Source organism: Nocardia sp. NPDC058518, assembly GCF_042719655.1.
Classification (GTDB): domain Bacteria; phylum Actinomycetota; class Actinomycetes; order Mycobacteriales; family Mycobacteriaceae; genus Nocardia.
Genome location: NZ_JBHXNJ010000032.1, coordinates 44,076 through 65,614, shown reverse-complemented (window position 1 = coordinate 65,614; position 21,539 = coordinate 44,076). Strand labels below are relative to the sequence as shown.

Below are 21,539 nucleotides of genomic sequence, written 5' to 3'. Positions count from 1 at the left end.
GCACTGGGGGTTGATACCTCCGGGGGGGGGGGGGCGCGCTCCGCGGGCGGTGGCCCCCCCCACGACGCCACCACCCCCCCCCCCCCCCCCATAATACAAACTCTTGTGGCCGCCCCCGCGCGCGCTCGCGCCCCGGCGCCCCCCCCTCCACGTCATGCCCCGATGCTCAGTAGCGCGCCTGCCGCGGATTCGTCCCGCCCCCGCCGCGCCGTCGACGGATCGGGAACGGGCACCGCATCGACCAGGCGGCGGGTGTACTCCTGAGCCGGTGCGGCGAATACCGCGCGCACCTCGCCGGTTTCGACGATCCGGCCCTGCCGCAGCACCACAACCCGGTCGGCGACCTGGTGCACCACGGCCAGATCGTGACTGATGAACAGGCTGGCGAAGCCGTATTCGGCGCGTAGGTCGGCGAAGAGGTCGAGCACCTGCGCCTGCACCGACACATCGAGCGCGCTGGTGGGCTCATCGGCTACCAGCAGTCGCGGCGCCAAGGCCAGCGCGCGTGCCAAGGCCACCCGTTGACGCTGCCCGCCGGACAGCTCCCCCGGCCGACGCTGCGCGTAATCCCTTGGCAGCCGCACCGATTCGAGCAAGTTCGCGACCTTGGCCTGCAACAGCGCGCCTGATGCCGCCCGATGCACCTGCAAAGGTTCGCCGATCGCGTCGGCGACTGTGCGCCGCGGATCGAGCGAGGCGCTCACATCCTGATGCACCAGAGCGACATGTTTGCGCAGTCCACGCAGCTCGCGCCGCGACAATCCCGCCAGCGCGACACCTTGCAGCTCAACGCGTCCCGACGTCGCGGGGACGAGTCCGAGCGCGGTGCGTCCCAGCGTGCTCTTGCCCGACCCGGATTCACCGACGAGCCCGAGAACTTCACGCGGGCCGAGAGTGATCGAAATGTCTTGCAGCGCGGGGAAGGACGCACCGCCATGGCGTCCCGGATACACCACCGACAGATCGTCGATCCGCAGCACGTCCCCGTAGTCGGATTCAGCTCGCCCGCCGCCCTTTTCGGCGACAACAGCAGGCCCGCGGACGACGACCCGCTGCAGAATCCGGCGGACACTCCGTTCCGAGGATTCCGTCGGAACGTCGTCATCCGGTTCGGCCGCGAGGGCTTCCGACTCATCGTCGACGGGATCGGACGCGCCGACCACGTCGACAACCCCACCAGCTTCGCCGTTGTCCGCGGCCTCACGCCGAACCTTCGCACCGGCACCGGACGCAGCCTCGCCGACCGCGGCATTACCCGAGGCAACGGCGGCGGCATCCGCATCGATCGCAGTTTCTGGATCTTCACCCCGCGACGACACCGCGGGCAACCGTGGCACCGCGGCCAGCAGCGTCCGGGTGTATTCCTCCCCCGGTTCGGCGAACAACCCGAACACCGTCTGCTCCTCGACCACCCGCCCCTCGCGCATCACCACGACCCGGTCGGCGATCTCCGCGACCACCCCGAGGTTATGGGTGATGAACAGGATCGCCGTGCCGCGCTGACGTTGCAGGGAGCGCAGCAGGTCGAGGATCTCGGCCTGCACGGTGACATCGAGTGCGGTGGTCGGCTCGTCGGCGATGAGCAGTTCGGGCTCGCCGGACAGGGCGAGCGCGATGACCACGCGCTGCTTCTGTCCGCCGGAGAGTTGATGCGGATACCAGTCGAGACGCTTGTCCGGTTCCGGGATATCCACGGCCGCCAGCAGTTCGATCGCGCGGGTTCGCGCGGCAGCCCTGTCTGTCACACCGTGCGCGCGCAGCGCCTGGGCGATCTGGGTGCCGATCTTCTGCACCGGGTTCAGCGCGGTCTGCGGCTCCTGAAAGACCATGGCGGCCTTGGTACCGCGCAGGTCCCGCAACGCGGATTCAGCCGCACCGACGACCTGCGTGCCCGCGAGCCGGATCGACCCGCCCGCCCGCGCGGTCTCCGGCAGCAGCCCGAGCACCGATCGCGCGGTGAGCGATTTCCCCGAACCGGACTCACCGACCAGGGCGACGACCTCGCCCCGGCGTACCCGCAAGCTCACCCCGTCGACGACCGTCTTGTCCCCGAATCCCACCGTCAATTCGTCGATCTCGAGCAGCGGGTCGAGCTGATCAGGTGGTGTGCTCATGCCAATCCCCTTGCCCGGCCCAATGCTTGGGCGATCAACAGGAATCCCAGGGTCAACGCGGCCACCACAACCAGGGGTCCGATCGCGATCCACGGATTCGCGTCGAGGTTGGCGATCGAGGCGGCGATCAGCGAACCCAGGGAGGGCTGCGGCGGTAGCACGCCGATCCCGATGAAACTCATCGCGCCTTCGATGAACACCGCCACCGACAGCGACAGCGCGAACTGCACGCCGAGTGGCTCGATCACATTGGGCAGCACATGCTTTCGCAGGGTCCACCAGGTGTCGGCGCCGATCACCTCCGAGGCTTCGACGAACGGCTGTTCGCGCACGGCCAGTACCGCCGTACGGATCTGCCGACCGAAGATCGGGATCTCGGCGGCGACGATCACGATGACCACCGCGTGCCAGCCGGGCCCGGTGATCGCGGCGAGCGTGATCCCCAAGATCAACGTGGGGAAGGCCAGAATCAGATCGAAGACCCGCTGGACAGTCACGTCCGCGATGGGATGCACGGTGGCGGCCAGCCCGATGAGCGCACCGATCACGGCGCCGATCGGTACCGCGAGCAGCGCGATCAGCAGGTCGATCCGGATACCGGCCAGCACCCGCGCGGCCACGTCACGGTTGAGATGGTCGGTGCCGAGCCAGTGCTGGGCGCTCGGCCCGAGCAGGTTGGCACCGGGGATCTGGGTGAGCGGGTCGTAGGAGCTGAGCAGCCCGGCGAACACCCCGGCCAGCGCCACCACGACGACCAGCAGCACCCCGGCCAGGCCCTGTCCATGGCCGAGGGCCCGCAACGGTCCTTCGTTTCGCGATGAATCAGGCGCTCTGACAGCAGGTTTCGTTGTCGTCATGACCGTCCTCCGATGCGAATCCGTGGGTCCAGCCACGCATGCGCGACATCGGTGATCAGCTGGATCACCACGAACACCGCCACCGACAGCAGCAACAGCACCTGCACGAGCGGATAGTCGCGGCGGCTGATGCCCTGTTCGATGAGCTGCCCGATCCCCGGCCACACGAAGGCCGCTTCGACCAGCACCGCACCACCGAGCAGTTGCCCGGTCTGGATGCCGAGCACGGTGAGCATGGTCGGCAGTGCGTTGCGCAGTGCGCCGCGGGTGACGATCTCGCGATATCCGACACCGAGTGAACGTGTCGTCAGCACATACTGTTTCGCGAGTTCGGTGCGTAGCGCTTCGGTGAGGAACCGGGTCAGCGCCGCCGACACCGGCAGCGCGAGGCAGATCGCGGGCAGCAGCAGGTACTGCACCGCGATATCGGGCCGCGCGATGAATCCGTCCGGCGGCACCCCGCCGGCGGGCAGCACCGGAATCGCGACGGCGAACACCAGCACCAGCAGCGGGCCAACCACGAAGGTCGGCAGCGCAACAGCGATCGTATTGGCCGCGGCGACAACAGTATTCAACCAGCGACTCGGCCACAGCACAGACGCCACCGATACGACCAGACTCACCAGCACGGCCAGCAGCAGCGCGGTCACGGTGAGCACCAGTGTGTTGGTGAGCCCACGGCCGACCAGGTCGGTGATCTCTCCACCGATGATGTAGGAGCGACCGAGGTCGAGGGTGAACAGATCACCGAGCCACTGCAAGTACTGCACCGGGATCGAACGGTCGAGGCCGAGCTGGTGACGAATCACCTCGATGGCCTGGGGTGTCGCGTCGTTGCCCGCCAGGATGGTGGCCGGGTCACCCGGGACGAGCCGCAGCAGCAGGAAGATCAGCACCGAGGCGCCGAACAGCACCAGCAGCGCCGACGGGAGACGGTGCAGCAGGTAGCGCGTCATGACAGGAAGGTGTCGGTGAGGACGGGTTCGCGTCGCTTGGTCCAGGCGAAACCGTGCACCTTGTTGACGGTGGAGTACTGCTGGAAACGAACGCCGATCTCGATCAGGAACAGCCCTTCGAGCAGCTGATCGGTGACGGCCTGATAGGCGCGCACCGCATCGGGCCCGGTGCCCTTCGGCAGCTGCCAGGCCGTGTCGGCGGCCGCGGTGTAGGCGGGCGATTCGTAGCGCGAGGCATTGCGGCGGGCGTTGAACGGGTAGGCGCTCACCGTGAGCGTCGACGGGACGAACTGCGCCCACGAATGGTCGGTGACCCACAGACCACGGAATTGCTGACCGGTGAGCTGCTTGACGAAGGTGGCGGCGTCGACCGGGTCGAGGTCGACCTCGATGCCCACATCGGCGAGGTTGGCCTGCACGATCTGGGCGACCTCGCCGTAGCCGGGGGGAAAGGTCAGCGGCAGCTTCGGCGGCTTGGCCGACTGGCCGAGCAGTTGCTTGGCCTTGCCGATGTCACGGCTGTATTTGGTATTGCGGGATTCGTCGAAGGCGGGCGAGTTCTTGGGCCACGGCACGTTCAGCGGATATCCCGCGCCCCGGAACACCTCGTTTATGATGCGTTCGCGGTCGAGGGAGTAGGCGATGGCCTGGCGGACCCGGACATCGGCCAGCGCCGGTTCGGTCACATTGACGCCGACATAGGCTTGCAGCTCCGCGCCTTCCAGATCGTGCACGGTGAATCCGCCGCTCTTGCCGAGGTTTTCGGCATCGCGGTAGCCGAGTTCGCGCGCGGCGGCGATCTGACCGGACTTCAACGCGTTGAGCAGTGCGTTCGGGTCGGGGATGATCGAGACCTCGACCCGGTCGAGGTAGGGGCGCTCGGGCACCCAGTAGTCGGGGTTCTTCTCGAAGATCAACTGCGAGTTCGGGACCCGCTCGACATATTTGAACGGGCCCGTGCCGATATAGGTGTCGCCGGTGCCGAGCTTGTCCACGGTGTCGCTGTCCAGGATCGGCACGGTGTCGAGCAGGTCGTAGATATTGCTCAGCGGGTGGGCGAGCTGCAATACGATCCGCGTCGGCGAGACGATGTCGAACCCGGTGACGGCGGCCGCCGAGCTACGCAGCTGCGCTGACCATTTGGCGTCGGCGTAGGTACGCAGCGAGAACTCCACGTCCTTGGCGGTGAAGGGGCGCCCGGAATGGAATTTCACGTCGTCGCGCAGGTCGAGGCTCAGCGAGCGACCGTCGGCGGCGAGCTGCCACGACTTCGCGAGCAACGGTTGCGGTTCCAGGCTGTCGTTCGGGTAGCGGATCAGCGATTCGTACACCAGGCCGATCACGATCGGGGTCGCCGCGGTGTTGGTGAGCAGGTTCGCGGGCACCAGGTCCTCACGGATGCCGACCTTCAGGGTGCCGCCGCGCACCGGCGTCGCGTCGTCCCCACCGGCCTTCTGTTCCGAGACCGCCGAGGTGCAGGCCGCCAGCGCGGCACCGCCGAAGATGGCCGCGGCGGCGATGCCGCTGGTGCGCAGGAAGTTTCGGCGGCCGAAGCCACTCGACGTAGAACTCATCGTGAAGATCCTCGAAGACGCATCGGCCCGCGCGGCGGGCCGAGGAGGGTGCACAGCGCACCGCAGGGAAGGGAACACACGGCTCAGCCGCGAACGTCGTGGGCGTTCGTCAGCCGCGCAGGACGCGACACGGACAGCAGCAGGGTGGCTGATTCGTGGGCACGGCAGTGACGCTAACAAGTTGCGGCGCACCGGTCACCGATTCCACGCACACTGCACATAACCCTGGTGACCAGCGGATATGTCGCCTTTACTGCCAGAATGCCTGTTCCACCCCATGCTCGCGGTTACGCATCCTTCGGCGGCTCGGCCGGTCGCACGTCCGCGGAGTCGACACCCGATTGGACCTACCCGCCCACCGCGCCCGAGGGCTCGCCGAACATCGTCGTCGTCCTCGTCGACGACATGGGTTACAGCGATATCGGCCCCTACGGTTCGGAGATCGAGACGCCGACGCTCGACCGTCTCGCGGCCGAGGGTGTGCGGCTGTCGAACTACCACACGACGCCGCTGTGCTCGCCCTCGCGGGCGGCACTGCTGACCGGAATCAATTCCCACCGTGCGGGTTTCGGCTTCGTCGCCAATGCCGATCCCGGCTATCCGGGCCTGCGGCTGGAACTGGCCGACGACGTGCTCACACTGCCGGAGATATTGCGCGGCAACGGTTACGCCACCTACGCGGTGGGCAAATGGCATCTGGTGCGCGACGCCACGATGAACCCGTCCGCACATCGGGACTCATGGCCGACCCAGCGCGGATTCGACCGCTACTACGGATCGCTGGAGGGCCTGAACTCCTTCTACTACCCCAACCAGTTGGTGTCGGACAGCTCGGTGGTCGATGTCGAGGAATACCCGGAGGGCTACTACCTCACCGACGATCTCACCGACAAGGCGCTGTCCTACATCAAGGACCTGCGCGCGCACGACGCGGACAAGCCGTTCTTCCTCTACTTCGCGCACGTGGCCATGCACGGACCACTCCAGGCCAAGGCCGAGGACCAGGCCAAGTACCGCGGTCGCTACGCCGAGGGCTGGGACGAGTTGCGCAGGCGCCGTTTCGCCGAGCAGCTGGCCCAGGGTTTGTTCCCGCCGGGCACCGAACAGAAGCCGCGCAATACCGAGCCGGGTTACGAAGCGGCGGAGTGGGATTCGCTGTCGGCTGACGAGCAGCGACGCTATGCCAAGTACATGGAGGTGTACGCGGGCATGGTCGACAGTATCGACCAGAGCCTGGGCCGCATCGTGGACCTGCTCGAAGACCTCGGCGAACTCGACAACACCATCATCGTGTTCACCTCCGACAACGGCGGCACCGCCGAGGGCGGGCCGGAGGGCACCCGCTCCTATTTCGCCGAGTTCGCCCACGTCGACGACCCCGATTGGGTGGGCGATGTCCCGCACGACGAGGACCTGATCGGCACCGCGAAACTGGGCGTGCACTACCCACGCGGCTGGGGTCAGGCGTCCAACACCCCGTTCCGGTTCTACAAGGGCCAGACTTTCGCGGGCGGCGTTCGGGTGCCACTGGTCGTGTCGTGGCCGAAGGGGTTGCCGCGCACCGATACCGATTCCGGCGTCCGCCACGAATACGCCTACGTCACCGATCTCGCGCCGACGCTGCTCGAGCTGGCGGGTCTGGACCGGCCTTCTGTGCGTAACGGGCTGCCCGCCAAGGACTTCGACGGCGTCTCCGCGGCGGAACTGCTGCGCGATGCGGCGGCACCGACGCGGCACACCGAGCAGTACTCGGAGATGACCGGCCACCGTGGCTTCTACCGCGACGGCTGGAAACTGCTGTCGCTGCACGACTCCGATGCCGACATCGACGCTCCGAACTGGCAGCTGTTCGATGTGCGCGCCGATCCGACAGAGTTGCACGATCTTTCGGCGCAGTACCCGGACAAGGCTGCCGAACTGGCCGCCGCCTGGGACGAATCAGCGTGGGCCAACACGGTGTTCCCGCTCCTGACCCGCGCCGACCTGTTCCGCCGCCGCCCGGAGGAAGCGCGTTTCGCCGCTCCCGTGCGGCTTCTGCCCGATACCCCCACCCTGGAGCGCTACCGTTCCCAACGCCTCATCGCCTACCGCGACTTCACCATCACCGCCGATCTGACCGGTGCTCAGGGCTTCCAGCTCGGCGACGAGGGCGTGCTCGTCGCGCACGGTGACCCGCTCGGTGGGTATGTGCTCTACATCGAGGACGGCGACGTAGTGCTCGGCGTGAACAGCTACGGGCGGTATGCGTCAGTCGGCGTGCCGCTGCCCGTCGGGACGCGCGAGATCACCGTGCGAGCCACCGTCGAGCCGCGGCTGCGCTGGGACTTCACCCTCCAGGTCGACGACACACCGCTCGCGGAGCTCACCGACCAGGTGCAACTGGTCGGTATGGCGCCGTGGACCGGGATATCGGTCGGCGTCGACGCGCGCGGCCCGGTCTCGTGGGACCTGCGCGAGCGCCGCGGACCGTTCCGCTATTCCGGTGGCCTGCGCGCGATCACCTACACGCCGGGGCCCATCCAGGTCCCGCAGCGGACGATCGAGGCGGTGGAGCGGGAGGCTGAGTACGCCGCGGAGTGATGGACCGCAGCGTGCGCCGATGGCCGGTCGCCGATACTTCGACCGTCCGCGCGACGGGCGCACGCTCAGCGCGGGCCCCGGGGATCGCGGCGCGACCAGGTCGGATACCGTTTACCAGCCAGAAATGCCACGCAGACAGGACGCCGGAGATGGACGACAGTTCCCTGATCTGGGACGACGGTGCGCTCGTCACCATCGACCAGCGCGGACTGCCGCACGAGGTGCGGGAACTGCGCCTGCGCGCCGTCGACGAGATCATCGACGCGATCACCACGCTCGCCATTCGCGGCGCTCCGGCGATCGGGATCGCGGGCGCGTTCGGCGTGGTCATCGCGACGCGGGTACACACGCGTGACGGGGTGGTCGACGTGGCCGCGGTGCAAGCCGAGGCCGACCGGATCGCCGCGGCTCGACCGACGGCCGTCAACCTGGCGTGGGCGGTCGACCGGGTGCGTGGCCGAATCCCCGACGGTGCCGACGCGGTGCTGGCCGAGACCCTCGACATGCTCGCCGAGGACGGGCGAGTCAACTTGGCCGCCGCAACCCACGCCGCTGACCTGGTGCAACGTCTGTGCGGCGACCGTCCGCTCCGGCTGCTCACCCATTGCAACACCGGCCGCCTTGCCACCAGCGCGGTGGGCACCGCCATCGGCGCGCTGCGGGTGCTGCACGAGCGCGGCGCCGTCGAGGACGTGATCGTCGACGAGACCCGCCCGCTGCTGCAAGGCGCCCGGCTCACCGCGTGGGAACTGGCCGAGGCGGGCATCCCGCACCGGCTGACCATCGACTCCGCCGCCGCATGGGCGATGGCGACCGGTCAGGTCGACGCCGTGCTCGTCGGCGCGGACCGGATCACCGCCAACGGTGACGTCGCCAACAAGATCGGCACCTTCACCCTGGCGCTGGCCGCACGCCACCACGGCATCCCGTTCATCGTGGTCGCCCCCGAATCCACCCGCGATACCGCGATGGCGACCGGCGCGCAGATCGTGGTGGAACAGCGAGCCGCTGCCGAGGTCACCGGATTCGGCGGGGTCGCGACAGCACCGGCGGACACTGCGGTGTTCAACCCGGCGTTCGACGTGACACCTACCGACCTCGTCACCGCTGTGGTCACGGAAAACGGTGTGGTCTACCGCAATTCGGATTCGTTCGACGCCCGAGGTCAGGAGATCGCCGCCACCGCGCGTCAACTCTATGAGCGCGGGTGGATGCCGGGCACGGCAGGCAATATCTCGGTGCGCGTCCCCGGTGGCGAGGATGCCCTCATCACCGCCAGCGGCTTGTCCAAAGGCGAACTGAGCGCGCACGACACAGTGCTCGTCGCGATCGCCGACACCACCGCGCGCCCCGGCCAGAACCGGAAACCGTCCGCGGAGACCAGCATCCATACCGCCGTCTACCGCACCCGCCCTGCCGGCGCGGTCGTGCACGTGCACTCCCCGTTCGCCACCGCGCTGGCAACCACCGCCGCGCGTCCCGGCGGCACGGTGACTCCTGTGCGGATCACCGGTTTCGAACTGCTCAAGGGATTCGGTCTCGCCGACCCGTCGTCGGTGGCGATCCCGGTGTTCCCGAACTGGCCGGACGTCCCGCGCATCGGCACAGACATCGAAACCTATCTCCGCGAAAACCCTGATGCTCCACCGATTCTGCTCATCACCGGGCACGGGATCACCACCTGGGGTGACACTCTTGCCCAGGCGCGTGATCGCGCCGAATGCCTGGAAGCCCTGTGCGAGTTGATCGCGCGCACGGGACGTACCGACGCCACGCCTCTCGAGATCGGACCGACATGACCCTGCTGCAAGTGATGGCCGCCGACAACGCCGCCGACGTCCGGGTGCGCACCGCCGACCCCACCGAGATCGGCGCCGAGCTGGCACAGCACGGCATCGCCTACTCGCACTGGGACGTGCTCGCCGACGCCGCCGCCACGGACTCCGACACCCTGCTCGCCCATTACGGCCCGCAGATCGCCGAACTCAACGCCTCGGGCCGCTACCAGCACATCGACATCGCCCGCATCCACCCCGACGCCGACAACCCGGAGTGGCCCGCCACGGCCGCCGGTGCGCGCGCGAAGTTCCTCGACGAGCACCGCCACGCCGAGGACGAGGTGCGCTTCTTCGCCGCCGGTCGCGGCTGCTTCTACCTGCACGTGGGCGATGCCGTGCTCGCGACGGTCTGTGAGGCGGGCGACCTGCTCTCGGTCCCCGCGGGCACCCTGCACTGGTTCGACATGGGCACCACCCCCGACTTCATCGCCATCCGCTTCTTCGAGGAGGCCGACGGCTGGGTCGGCGACTTCACCGGCGACAAGATCAGCGCGGGCTTCCCCACCCTCGACGAACTGCTCGCGTGACCCGCGCGATCGTCCTCGACATCGAGGGCACCACCAGCCCCACCGATGCGGTCCGCACCGACCTCTACGGCTACACCGAACAGCATCTACCCGCCTGGCTGGCCGAAAACGCCTCCGGCCCCGCCGCATCGGTCATCGCGCAGACCCGCGAACTGGCCGAAGAACCCACCGCGGACACCGACCGAATCGCCACCGTCCTCACCGCCTGGCTGCATTCCGACGTGAAGGCCGAGCCACTCAAAGCCGCCCAGGGCGCCATCTGCGCCGAGGGTTTCCGCGCGGGCGCACTACACGGCCGCTTCTTCGACGACGTGGTCCCCGCCCTCAAATCCTGGCACGACGCCGGCTTCGTCCTGTACGTCTACTCCTCGGGATCCGAACGCAACCAACGAGATTGGTTCACCTTCGCCGAAGCCGGCGACCTCTCCCGTCTCATCACCGATCACTTCGACCTGGTCAGCGCAGGCCCCAAACGCGAGCCCGGGTCCTACGCTGTCATCGCCGACCGCATCGCCGTCCCGGCAGGGGAAATCCTGTTCCTGTCCGACCACCCCGACGAACTCGATGCCGCGGTCGCCGCGGGCTGGCAGGTCATCGGCATCCGTCGCCCCGACGAACCCAACACCGCACGCCCACCCCACCACTGGGTGAGCTCCTTCGCCGATATCGAGTTCTGACTCCCGGCGCTGCTCAGCCGACCTGGGCCCTGACCGCGCCCAACGACGCACCCCGCTGCACCGTCCCGAATACCCGGCGCGCGTGTACCGCGACGGGGCTCGTCGACCACGGTGCCAGGGTGGTGGTGAACATCAGTTCGCACCAGGACAGGGCGGGGATCTCGCCGGCGGCGAGGGTGGCGATGAGGGAGAGTTCGGTGTCGTGGCCGAGCCAGGCCGCTACCAGCCAGGAGGCGTCGAGGCGGCCGAGGAATTCCTCGGCGTCCTCGGGCGGGCCGTGCGGGGTGTCGACGGCGAGGTGGACGACGGCGGCGATGGCGTGGCGCATCTTGGCGTCCATGCCGATGGCGTCGTGCAGCAACAGACTTTCCAGTGCCGAGCGCAGTTCCATCGAGGGATCGAGGGCTAGTTCGTGCATGTCGAGCCTTTCCTGTGGTTCGGACTGCTGGTCGAGGCCGCCGGTGATCGCGCGCAGCGTCGGAATAGTCTGAGGTACCTCTGGATCGACGAGGTCGGTCAACGGGCCCGACGTCCAGTCGAGCCTGCCGAACGCCTGGCACCAGTCCAGCGCCGGATTGTCCTCGGTGACAATCAGATCCAGGGCAAGGCCGGCCATCGACGCGGTGCAGGCCAGGGTGATGGCGTCGAGTCCGTCCTCGCTGACCGCCAGGTGCAATGTCACCTTCTCGACCCCGGTGTCCTCGCGTGCTCGGCCCGCGAGCCAGATCGCGCGGCCTGCGGCACCCATCGCGGCAGCGAGCTGGTCGCCGCGCGGATGGTCGGCGTCGGCGTCGATGAACGGGCCGTACCAGATCGCCCTGCCCTCCGCGTCGCACACCGCGAATGTCGCCGACACGCTGTCGCCCGCGGCGGCCAAACTTATGTGGGCGTCCAGCCCCTGCTCCGTAACCCTCATCAATATCCCCGTTTTCCGATTCGAGCCGAATATCGGTACGCCTCCTATCCAATCCGCCATGAACAGACATGTCCACAGGGCGCGCACAAATAGTTGTCCCCGGTGAGGTACCAACACTCGCCAGTGAATTCACGGGACCGGCGCTCCACCGAACAGGCGGCACCGCATTCGGCCCGCAACCGGGCGAAATCCACTCATTCGCTTGTATGTTTCGACCATGCCCTTCGTGCACTCCGATTCTGTAAAGATCCATTTCCGCACCGATGCCGTCCGTGGTCCGACCCTGCTGCTCGCCCACGGATTCCTCATGGACGAATCCATGTTCGACCCGATCCGGAAGGTGCTGGCACACACCGATATCAATGTGGTGGCCTGGGATGCCCGTGGTCACGGCCGCACCGGATACGGCGACAACCCACGCTTCGATTACTGGGATCTGGCCACCGACGGACTGCGCGTGCTCGACGCACTCGGCATCGAGAACGCGATTGTCGGCGGCGTGAGTCAGGGCGGTTACGCGGCACTGCGGATGGCGTTACTCGCCCCCGAACGCGTTACCGGACTGGCACTGCTCGATACCGAGGCCGACGCGTGCACCAGGGATGACGAAACCTATTACGAGAACTTCTTCGACGAATGGTGCGGCGGCGGCGCATTGCGACCACTGGCCGAAGACCTCGCGCCGCGATTGATCGGCGGCACCGATCCGGAGATCTGGCAGACCTGGATCACCCGCTGGCTCGCCGCCGATCGCACCGCGATCCGCCCGGCGGCCGATTGCCTGATCGGGCGCGATTCGGTCTGCGGGCGGCTCGGCGAGATCAACGTGCCCGCGCTCGTTCTGCGCGGCGAACACGACCACAGCAGCACCGAGGACAAGTGCGTCAGGTTGGCCGACGGGCTGGGGGGCGCGAGCGGTGTGCGCACGGTGGCGGGTGCGGGCCACGGCTGCGCGCTGACCCACCCCGAACAGGTTGCCGCGTCGCTGGCCGCGCTGGTCACGGCCTGCGCCCCGTACGCCGTCGAGCCCGTCGCGGTCGCCGGGATCTAGTGGTCGGGACCGCGAACGCCCAGGTAGTACTGGATGCGGCCGGGATAGGCGACGGAGTCGAGCCGGAACAGCTGGACGTCGACGGTGTAGTTCGCGCCGGTGTGCAGATCACACAGCCGCATGGCGGTGTGCTCGCGACCGTAGACGGTGTCGCCGTCGTCCCAGATGCGGCGGAAGTCGCGATATTGCGCCAATTCGTCGAGCAGTTCGGTAGCCCAGTCACCGCCGACCTGCTGGCCGATCAGGCCGCGCAGCCAGTGCACGGTGAGCGTGGACTCCTTCTCCCATTCCACCATTACTTTGCGCGAGAGCGGATTGCCGAAGAACCAGCGCAGAATATTGACATCCTCGACCAGTCCGGGGAACGCGCGGTCGTAGGATTCGTTGCCCGCGAGCACGTTCCAGCGCGTGTCGACATAGGCCGCCAGATCGGGTTCCTGTAGCGCCAATGTCCGGCGCATCTCGGCGCTGATCTCGGCTCGCAGATCCTCGACTGTCGGATTGTCGACAGGGGCGAGCCCGGCAAGATCGAAAAGATGTCTGCGCTCGATATCGGTCACCGGTGCGATCCGGTCGAGGTAGCGCACGAGCGCTTCGATCACCGCACGTGTCGGCCGGTCCCGATCCCCGCTCTCCAAATGCGTGATGTAACTCGAGCTGACCCCCGCCGCGAAGGCGAGTTTTTCTCGCGAAATCCGCCGATCGTCGCGAAGTCGCCGCAGCAATCCGCCGAGCGTCGGCGGTTTCGGCGGCCCATCGGGTCCGTCGAACGATGGCTTCGGTAGCACCCCAACCCTTCCTGTCTGCACAGGCTCATCCTGGAGGACTGTTCAAGCTCGAACCAACCGCCGACCGGAAAAGATGCCGTTTCTTTATATTGGCGCCGTGTCATTTGGGTAGTTAACCTCCGGCAACTGTGTTCGTGGTCACGAAATGCGGTGTGCTGAACCGAATTAAAAGGATTCCAATTCTTTCCGTTCAGCATTGCTATAGGATTCCGCACCGCTCGACCGTGGCCACCACGGCCGACGCGATCGCAGCCCCCGCCAGGACCCCCGCCGCCGACGCCGACGCACCCCGGATCGACTCCGAGGCCCCTGCCGCGGAACGCGACGATCGTCCGGTACGACCGGGTTCGCCCTGCCGCTGCCGACCTGCTCGACACCGTGCCGAATGCCGTCCGGGCTCGACCATAGTTGTGTGTGGCGTCACATCCGCGCTGTTCAGCGGGCACACCGGGTGTGTAAACAAATGTAAACCGCGGGAGAACCGAGCGTTTCCGAAGCATCACCGCCGACCCCCCGACGCACCCCCCGATCACCGCGTTCGGCCAGCTCGCGGCACATTCACCCTGGTGAGCCCCTGATCGCGGGCGCCGCCGCGCACCTCCCCCGTGACCACGAGATTTCGCCGACCTCACACCTCACCGAGGCCCGAATCCGGATGTGAAAAGTTCGTTTTGCCGAAGGAGTCCGCCTCCTTACAGTTTTCCCCAACAGCCCGATTTCACAGCTCGAAGGGGGCGTCGTGGTTAATTCGCGTACGCAAGGTCCGTCGCCCGCCGATTTCGGCGACACATTGCTGAACCTCGGTAAGTATTTCCAGCGGGGCGAGGTCTCGCCCGACAACCGGTCCGTCTACAAGGTCGGCGGCCGCGATGCCGACGAGTTCTACCGGGACCGCTGGTCGCACGACAAGGTGGTGCGCTCCACCCACGGCGTGAACTGCACCGGCTCGTGCTCCTGGAAGATCTACGTCAAGGACGGCGTGATCACCTGGGAGTCCCAGCAGACCGACTACCCGTCGGTGGGTTCGGACAAGCCCGAGTACGAGCCGCGCGGCTGCCCACGTGGCGCCTCCTTCTCCTGGTACACCTACTCCCCCGCCCGCGTGCGCTACCCGTACGTGCGCGGCACCCTGCTCGACCTGTACCGCAAGGCCAAGGCCGAGCTCAAGGACCCGGTACTGGCCTGGGAGTCCATCGTCGAGGACCCGGTCAAGGCCAAGGCGTACAAGACCGCGCGCGGTAAGGGCGGTTTCGTCCGCGCCGAGTGGTGGGAAGCCGCCGAGATCGCGGCTGCCGCGCATGTGTACACGATCAAGCAGTACGGACCCGACCGCGTGGCCGGCTTCTCGCCGATCCCCGCGATGTCGATGGTCAGCCATGCCACGGGCGCGCGCTTCGTGTCGCTGATCGGTGGCTACATGCTGTCGTTCTACGACTGGTACGCCGACCTGCCGGTGGCCTCGCCGCAGGTGTTCGGCGACCAGACCGACGTGCCGGAATCCGCCGACTGGTTCGACGCGGGCTACCTCATCATGTGGGGCTCCAACGTCCCGGTGACCCGTACCCCCGACGCGCACTACATGACCGAGGCGCGCTACCGCGGCCAGAAGGTCGTTGTGGTCTCCCCCGACTACGCCGACAACACCAAGTTCGCCGACGAATGGGTGGCTGCGCGCCCCGGTACCGACGCCGCGCTGGCGATGTCGATGGGCCACGTGGTGCTCAAGGAGTTCTTCATCGAGAAGCAGACTCCGATGTTCACCGACTACATCAAGTCCTATACCGACCTGCCGTACCTGATCTGCCTCGACGAGGCGGCAGATCAGGACGGCGCCCTTCCCGGCAAGTTCCTCACCGCCGCCGATCTGGGCCACACCGGCGAAGGCGTCGAACACAAGCCGGTGCTGCTGGACCAGGCGGGCAACCCGGTCGTGCCCAACGGCTCGCTCGGCCACCGCTTCGGCGAGGGCGACGCGGGCAAGTGGAACCTCGACCTCGAGGGTGTCGACCCGCTGCTCACCCTGCTCGGCCATTCCGCCGACGCGCCCGCCACCATCGCGCTGCCGCGTTTCGACACCGATGTCGCCGGGTCGATCATCCGCGGCGTGCCGACGAAAATCGTTGCGGGCAAACGGGTTACCACCGTCTTCGACCTGTTGCTCGCGCAGTACGGCGTCGGCCGCGACGGCCTGCCGGGCGAGTGGGCCAAGGGCTACGACGACGCCGAGTCGCCGTACACCCCGGCCTGGCAGGAGAACATCACCGGCGTTCCCGCCGCGCAGGCCGCCCGGATCGGACGCGAATTCGCCGACAACGCCGAACGTTCCGGCGGTCGCTCGATGATCCTGATGGGCGCGGGCACCAACCACTGGTTCCACTCCGATCAGATCTACCGTGCCTTCTTCACCCTGACGCTGCTCACCGGCTGTCAGGGCAAGAACGGCGGCGGCTGGGCCCATTACGTGGGCCAGGAGAAGTGCCGTCCCGTCACCGGCTGGGCCACTTTGGCTTCCGCGTCCGATTGGCAGCGCCCGCCCCGCCAGATGCAGGGCACCGTGTTCTGGTACCTCACCAATGATCAGTGGCGCTACGACCCCTTCACCTCGGACTCGTTCGCATCGCCGCTGGGCAAGGGCAAGTTCGCCGGTCGCACCGCCGCCGACAACATCGCCCTGGCGAGTCGTCTTGGCTGGATGCCCAGCTACCCGACGTTCAACCGCAACCCGCTCGACCTCGCCGACGAGGCCGCCGAAGCGGGCAGGACCCCCGCCGAGCATGTCGTCGACGGTTTGAAATCCGGCGACCTGCGCTTCGCCTGCGAAGACCCCGACGCTCCGGAGAACTTCCCGCGCGTGCTGACCGTGTGGCGCGCGAACCTGCTCGGCTCCTCGGGCAAGGGCAACGAGTACTTCCAGAAGCACCTGCTCGGCTGCGGCTCCAACCTGCAGACCACCGACGCGACCGGCGTGCGCCCGAAGGAACTGGAATGGCGTGAGGAAGGTGCCGAGGGCAAGCTGGATCTGCTTCTCGCACTGGACTTCCGTATGACCAGCACCACTCTGTTCGCCGACATCGTGCTGCCCGCCGCCACCTGGTACGAGAAGCACGACCTGTCCTCCACCGACATGCACCCCTTCGTGCACGCGTTCTCCCCCGCCATCTCGCCGCCGTGGGAGGCCAAGACCGACTTCGAGGCGTTCCACCGGATCGCGCGTGGGTTCTCCTGGCTGGCCGAAAAACACCTCGGCACCCGCAAGGACATCGTCGCGGTGCCGTTGCAGCACGACTCTCCCGACGCGCTGGCGCAGGCCGGTGGCAAGGTGCTGGACTGGAAAGCCGGCGAGTGCGAGCCGATTCCGGGCAAGACCATGCCCAAGATCGTGGAGATCGAACGCGACTACACCAAGATCGCGGAGAAGCTGGCCGCGCTCGGACCGCTGGTGGAGAAGCTGGGTCTGACGACCAAGGGCATCACCACCTTCCCCGAGGCCGAGGTGGAGTACCTGGCCGGGCAGAACGGAACCATCGTCTCCGGCATCGCCGCGGGCCGTCCGTCGCTGGCCAAGGACACCCACGCGGCCGAGGCCATTCTGTCGCTGTCGGGCACCACCAACGGCCGCCTCGCGGTCGAAGGGTTCGAGGCGCTGGAGCGTCGCACCGGCACCGAACTTGTCGACCTCGCGAAAGAGGCCGAGGGTAAGCGGATCACCTTCGCCGACACCCAGGCTCGCCCGGTACCCGTGATCACCTCGGCGGAATGGTCGGGCTCGGAATCCGGTGGCCGCCGGTACTCGCCGTTCACCATCAATGTCGAGCGGCTCAAGCCGTGGCACACCCTCACCGGTCGCCAGCACTTCTACCTCGACCACGACTGGATGATCGAACTCGGCGAGCAGTTGCCGATCTTCCGTCCGCCCCTGGATATGTCGGCGCTGTTCGCGGAGCCGAGCATCGGCAATGTGAGTGGCAACGGCCTGACGGTGCGGTACCTGACGCCGCACTCCAAGTGGTCGATCCACTCGGCCTACCAGGACAACCTGCACATGCTGACGCTCTCGCGCGGCGGTCAGACGATCTGGATGTCGGACCGCGACGCAGTAAAAATCGGTGTGGCGGACAACGATTGGATCGAGGCGATCAACCGCAACGGTGTCGTCGTCGCCCGCGCGATCGTCTCGCACCGCATGCCGGAGGGCACGGTCTTCATGTACCACGCCCAGGACCGCGCGGTCGACGTGCCACGCATCGAAGGCGCCGAGGACACCACGAAGGAAGCCAAGGGCAAGCGCGGCGGTATCCACAACGCGCTCACCCGGGTGCTGATCAAGCCCTCGCACCTGATCGGCGGCTACGCCCAGCAGTCCTTCGCCCTGAACTACCACGGCCCCACCGGAAACCAGCGTGACGAAGTCACCACGATCCGCCGCCGCAACCAGAACGTGGAGTACTGACATGCGTGTAATGGCTCAGCTCGCCATGGTCATGAACCTGGACAAGTGCATCGGCTGCCACACCTGCTCGGTCACCTGCAAGCAGGCGTGGACCAACCGCGGCGGCACCGAGTACGTGTGGTTCAACAATGTGGAAACCCGTCCGGGACAGGGTTATCCGCGTCAGTACGAGGACCAGGAGAAGTGGAAGGGTGGCTGGACGCTCAACAAGCGCGGCAAGCTGACCCTCAAGTCGGGCTCGCGTTTCAAGCGCCTGATGAACATCTTCGCCAACCCCGACCTGCCCACGGTCGACGACTACTACGAGCCGTGGAGCTACGACTACGACAACCTGCTGTCGTCGCCGCCCATGGACACCACCCCGGTCGCGCGGCCCAAGTCGCTGATCACCGGCGAGGACACCAAGGTCACCTGGGGTGCGAACTGGGACGACGACCTGGGTTCGGGTCCCGAGCAGGTCGGCAAGGACCCGATGCTCGGCAAGCTCGAGACCAAGGTGAAACTGGAGTTCGAAGAGACCTTCATGTTCTACCTGCCGCGCATCTGCGAGCACTGCCTCAACCCCTCCTGCGCCGCGTCGTGCCCCTCGGGTGCGATCTACAAGCGCGAGGAAGACGGCATCGTGCTCGTCGACCAGGACAAATGCCGTGGTTGGCGGCAGTGCATCACCGGCTGCCCGTACAAGAAGATCTACTTCAACCACAAGACGGGCAAGGCGGAGAAATGTACTTTCTGCTACCCGCGTGTGGAAGTCGGCATTCCGACCGTGTGCTCGGAGACCTGTGTCGGGCGGCTGCGCTACATCGGCGTGATGCTCTACGACGCCGACGCGGTGCTCGAAGCGGCGCAGGTCACCGATCCGCAGGATCTCTACACCTCGCAGCTCGGTGTGTTCCTCAACCCGCATGACCCGCGCGTGATCGCCGAAGCCGAGAAGGCCGGGATCTCACCGGAGTGGATTCAGGCCGCCCAGGATTCGCCGGTCTACAAGCTGATCGTCGACTACCAGCTGGCGCTGCCGCTGCACCCGGAATACCGCACGATGCCGATGGTTTGGTACGTGCCGCCGCTGTCGCCGGTGGTCGATGTGCTCACCGAGACCGGCCACGACGGCGAGGACGCGCGCAACCTGTTCGGCGCCATCGACGCGCTGCGTATCCCGGTGGAGTACCTGGCCGAGCTGTTCACCGCGGGTGAGCTCGGGCCGGTGCGCTCGTCGTTGCAGCGGTTGGCCGGTATGCGGGCGTTCATGCGTTCGGTGAACCTCGGCGAGGAACCCGAACCCGATATCGCGCCGTCGATCGGTCTCGAGCCCGAGGAGATCGAAGCCATGTACCGGCTGCTCGCCATCGCCAAGTACGAGCACCGGTATGTGATCCCGATGGGCGCGACGTCCAAGGCGCACGAACTGGATTCGCTGGCCACCGGGTGCAGTCTCGACACCGACGGCGGGCCGGGCATGACCGCGTTCGACCAGGTCGTCGAGAAGTTCTCGCTGTCGGACACCAATCAGGCCGCGCCAGAGGAGAAGTCGGGCCGGATCAACCTGCTCAACTGGGACGGGCGAAGCACCAGTGGACTCCTGCCGAGCGCGAACGGCAAGACTGCCGGCAACGGGGAGACCGGCAACGGCGCCGGTAACGGCAACGGCAGCAACGGCGCTGCCGTCGCCGACACTCCGGTGAGCGGTGTCGCGCCATGAGTCTGCTGTCGATTCGTAAACGGCCCCAACCGGTTACCGAGATGGCCGAGCGCGACCGCCTGGTCGTGTGGCGGCTGGCCGCGTTCCTGCTCGACTACCCCGGCGAGCAGACCCTGGCCATGCTCGACCAATTGTCCGAAGCCGCGGCGCAATTGCCCGAAGAGGTGCGTTCGCACTTCGCCGAGATCTTCGCCTACCTGCGTGACACCCCGGCGATCGAGGTGGCGCAGAGCTATGTCGAGACCTTCGACATGCGCCGCCGCGCCAGCCTGCACCTGACGTTCTACGCCTTCGGCGACACCCGCAAACGCGGGATGGCGCTGCTGCGGTTCAAGCACGCCTACCGCCAGGCGGGGGTGGAACTCGGCGACGAGGAACTGCCCGACCACCTGCCGGTGCTGCTGGAATTCGCCGCCACCATCGACCCGATCGGGGGCGAACGCCTGCTCGGCGAGCACGTGCCGGTGATGGAGCTGCTTCGGCTGTCGCTGGGCGACAACAATTCTCCCTACAGCGGGGTACTCGGCGCGGTGCTCACCACCTTGCCGCCGGTGACCACCGCCGACCGCAGGCGCATCGCCGAACTCGCCGCCCAGGGTCCGCCCGAGGAAGAGGTCGGCCTCGAACCGTACGCCATGGACCCCGCCCTCTTCGAAGCCACGGAAGGCCGCCGATGAATGCCACCATTCCGCTCCCCGAAGGCCTGTGGCTGATCCTGCCCTACATCGCGGCGACTTCCTTTGTGCTCGGCCATGTCTGGCGCTATCGCTTCGATCAGTTCGGCTGGACCACCCGTTCCTCGCAGATCTACGAATCCAAGCTGCTGCAACTGGGCAGCCCGCTGTTCCACTTCGGCATGCTCGGCGTCTTCTTCGGTCACGTGATGGGCCTGCTGATCCCCGAATCCTGGACCGCGGCGATCGGCATCTCCGAGCACGCCTATCACATCGTCGCGGTCGGCGCGGGTTCCGTCGCCGGGCTCATGGTCGTGCTCGGCGTCGCCATCCTGTGCTACCGCCGCATCGCCATCCCCGCCGTGCGCAAGAACACCAGCCGCAACGACGTGATGATGTACACGCTGCTGACCTTGGCCCTGGTCACCGGCCTGCTCAACACCTGGGGTTCCAACCTGCTCTGGGGCACCTACAACTACCGCACCACTGTCTCCCCCTGGTTCCGCAGCCTGTTCTCGATCAACCCCGAACCGGGTCTGATGGTCGGCGTCCCCTGGACCTTCCAGCTTCACGGCCTCGTGGTCCTCGCCCTGGTCGCGGCCTGGCCCTACACCCGCCTGGTCCACATGTTCAGCGCCCCCATCGGCTATATGACCCGTCCTTACATCGTCTACCGCCGCAAGGAAGTGGAAACCAAGGACAAGACCCGCTTCGCCAAGGCGTGGGACGCACCGGTCACCCCCGACCGCTGGTAGTCCGCGCGACCGTTCGACGGGGCCGCCGGGGTAACCACAGCCCGCGCGCGGTGCGAGAGCCGGTATAGGTCAACCCCCGC

15 protein-coding genes are annotated in these 21,539 nt (G+C 67.1%); 9 read left to right on the top strand and 6 right to left on the bottom strand.

What is annotated here, in order from left to right:
• Positions 1 to 152: 152 nt before the first annotated feature.
• The 4 genes from ACFWPX_RS34245 to ACFWPX_RS34230 are packed head-to-tail and all read right to left on the bottom strand — an operon-like array spanning position 153 to position 5,501.
• On the bottom strand, positions 153 to 2,114 hold the full coding sequence (locus tag ACFWPX_RS34245; protein WP_378932452.1) for a dipeptide ABC transporter ATP-binding protein: 1,962 nt from the start codon (positions 2,112 to 2,114) through the stop codon (positions 153 to 155).
• A complete protein-coding gene (locus ACFWPX_RS34240) occupies positions 2,111 to 2,971 on the bottom strand; it encodes an ABC transporter permease (protein WP_378932450.1) in 861 nt (286 codons plus the stop codon). Before ACFWPX_RS34240 ends, ACFWPX_RS34245 begins: the two co-directional genes overlap by 4 nt.
• Entirely contained in the window at positions 2,968 to 3,927 is a 960-nt protein-coding gene (locus ACFWPX_RS34235; protein ID WP_378932447.1) for an ABC transporter permease, read from the bottom strand. Before ACFWPX_RS34235 ends, ACFWPX_RS34240 begins: the two co-directional genes overlap by 4 nt.
• Positions 3,924 to 5,501: an ABC transporter substrate-binding protein gene (locus ACFWPX_RS34230; protein WP_378932445.1), complete on the bottom strand. Its 1,578-nt coding sequence runs from the start codon at positions 5,499 to 5,501 to the stop codon at positions 3,924 to 3,926. The genes ACFWPX_RS34235 and ACFWPX_RS34230 overlap by 4 nt, the downstream gene beginning before the upstream one ends.
• 261 nt (positions 5,502 to 5,762) lie before the next feature.
• On the opposite strand from ACFWPX_RS34230, the gene ACFWPX_RS34225 reads away from it, so the two are divergent.
• The 4 genes from ACFWPX_RS34225 to mtnC all read left to right on the top strand — a co-directional run bounded on the left by ACFWPX_RS34225 (position 5,763) and on the right by mtnC (position 11,123).
• The gene (locus tag ACFWPX_RS34225; protein ID WP_378932444.1) at positions 5,763 to 8,081 is read left to right on the top strand and encodes an arylsulfatase; all 2,319 of its coding nucleotides are present in this window, start codon (positions 5,763 to 5,765) and stop codon (positions 8,079 to 8,081) included.
• A 149-nt stretch (positions 8,082 to 8,230) separates the two neighbouring features.
• Positions 8,231 to 9,880 carry an S-methyl-5-thioribose-1-phosphate isomerase gene (mtnA, locus tag ACFWPX_RS34220; protein WP_378932442.1) on the top strand — a complete coding sequence of 550 codons (1,650 nt, stop codon included), beginning with the start codon at positions 8,231 to 8,233 and terminating at the stop codon, positions 9,878 to 9,880.
• On the top strand, positions 9,877 to 10,446 hold the full coding sequence (locus ACFWPX_RS34215) for an acireductone dioxygenase (RefSeq protein ID WP_378932440.1): 570 nt from the start codon (positions 9,877 to 9,879) through the stop codon (positions 10,444 to 10,446). Before mtnA ends, ACFWPX_RS34215 begins: the two co-directional genes overlap by 4 nt.
• Positions 10,443 to 11,123, top strand: coding sequence for an acireductone synthase (gene mtnC / locus ACFWPX_RS34210; protein WP_378932438.1), 681 nt, complete (start codon positions 10,443 to 10,445; stop codon positions 11,121 to 11,123). Before ACFWPX_RS34215 ends, mtnC begins: the two co-directional genes overlap by 4 nt.
• A gap of 13 nt (positions 11,124 to 11,136) precedes the next feature.
• On the opposite strand, the gene ACFWPX_RS34205 is transcribed toward mtnC, so the two are convergent.
• On the bottom strand, positions 11,137 to 12,039 hold the full coding sequence (locus ACFWPX_RS34205) for a hypothetical protein (RefSeq protein WP_378932436.1): 903 nt from the start codon (positions 12,037 to 12,039) through the stop codon (positions 11,137 to 11,139).
• A 217-nt stretch (positions 12,040 to 12,256) separates the two neighbouring features.
• Here ACFWPX_RS34205 and ACFWPX_RS34200 point away from each other — a divergent pair, with 217 nt between their 5' ends.
• Positions 12,257 to 13,090, top strand: a complete 834-nt coding sequence (locus ACFWPX_RS34200) for an alpha/beta fold hydrolase (protein ID WP_378932434.1) — start codon at positions 12,257 to 12,259, stop codon at positions 13,088 to 13,090.
• On the opposite strand, the gene ACFWPX_RS34195 is transcribed toward ACFWPX_RS34200, so the two are convergent.
• A complete protein-coding gene (locus ACFWPX_RS34195) occupies positions 13,087 to 13,815 on the bottom strand; it encodes a helix-turn-helix transcriptional regulator (RefSeq protein WP_378932462.1) in 729 nt (242 codons plus the stop codon). The two genes, ACFWPX_RS34200 and ACFWPX_RS34195, sit on opposite strands and share 4 nt — an antisense overlap.
• A gap of 802 nt (positions 13,816 to 14,617) precedes the next feature.
• Here ACFWPX_RS34195 and ACFWPX_RS34190 point away from each other — a divergent pair.
• The 4 genes from ACFWPX_RS34190 to narI are packed head-to-tail and all read left to right on the top strand — an operon-like array spanning position 14,618 to position 21,459.
• Positions 14,618 to 18,328 carry a nitrate reductase subunit alpha gene (locus tag ACFWPX_RS34190; protein WP_378932432.1) on the top strand — a complete coding sequence of 1,237 codons (3,711 nt, stop codon included), beginning with the start codon at positions 14,618 to 14,620 and terminating at the stop codon, positions 18,326 to 18,328.
• 10 nt (positions 18,329 to 18,338) lie between these two features.
• On the top strand, positions 18,339 to 20,030 hold the full coding sequence (gene narH / locus ACFWPX_RS34185; RefSeq protein ID WP_378932460.1) for a nitrate reductase subunit beta: 1,692 nt from the start codon (positions 18,339 to 18,341) through the stop codon (positions 20,028 to 20,030).
• Positions 20,027 to 20,707 carry a nitrate reductase molybdenum cofactor assembly chaperone gene (gene narJ / locus ACFWPX_RS34180; protein ID WP_378932430.1) on the top strand — a complete coding sequence of 227 codons (681 nt, stop codon included), beginning with the start codon at positions 20,027 to 20,029 and terminating at the stop codon, positions 20,705 to 20,707. The genes narH and narJ overlap by 4 nt, the downstream gene beginning before the upstream one ends.
• Complete coding sequence (narI, locus tag ACFWPX_RS34175; RefSeq protein ID WP_378920520.1) at positions 20,704 to 21,459, top strand: respiratory nitrate reductase subunit gamma; 756 nt, start codon at positions 20,704 to 20,706, stop codon at positions 21,457 to 21,459. The genes narJ and narI overlap by 4 nt, the downstream gene beginning before the upstream one ends.
• Positions 21,460 to 21,539 lie beyond the last annotated feature (80 nt).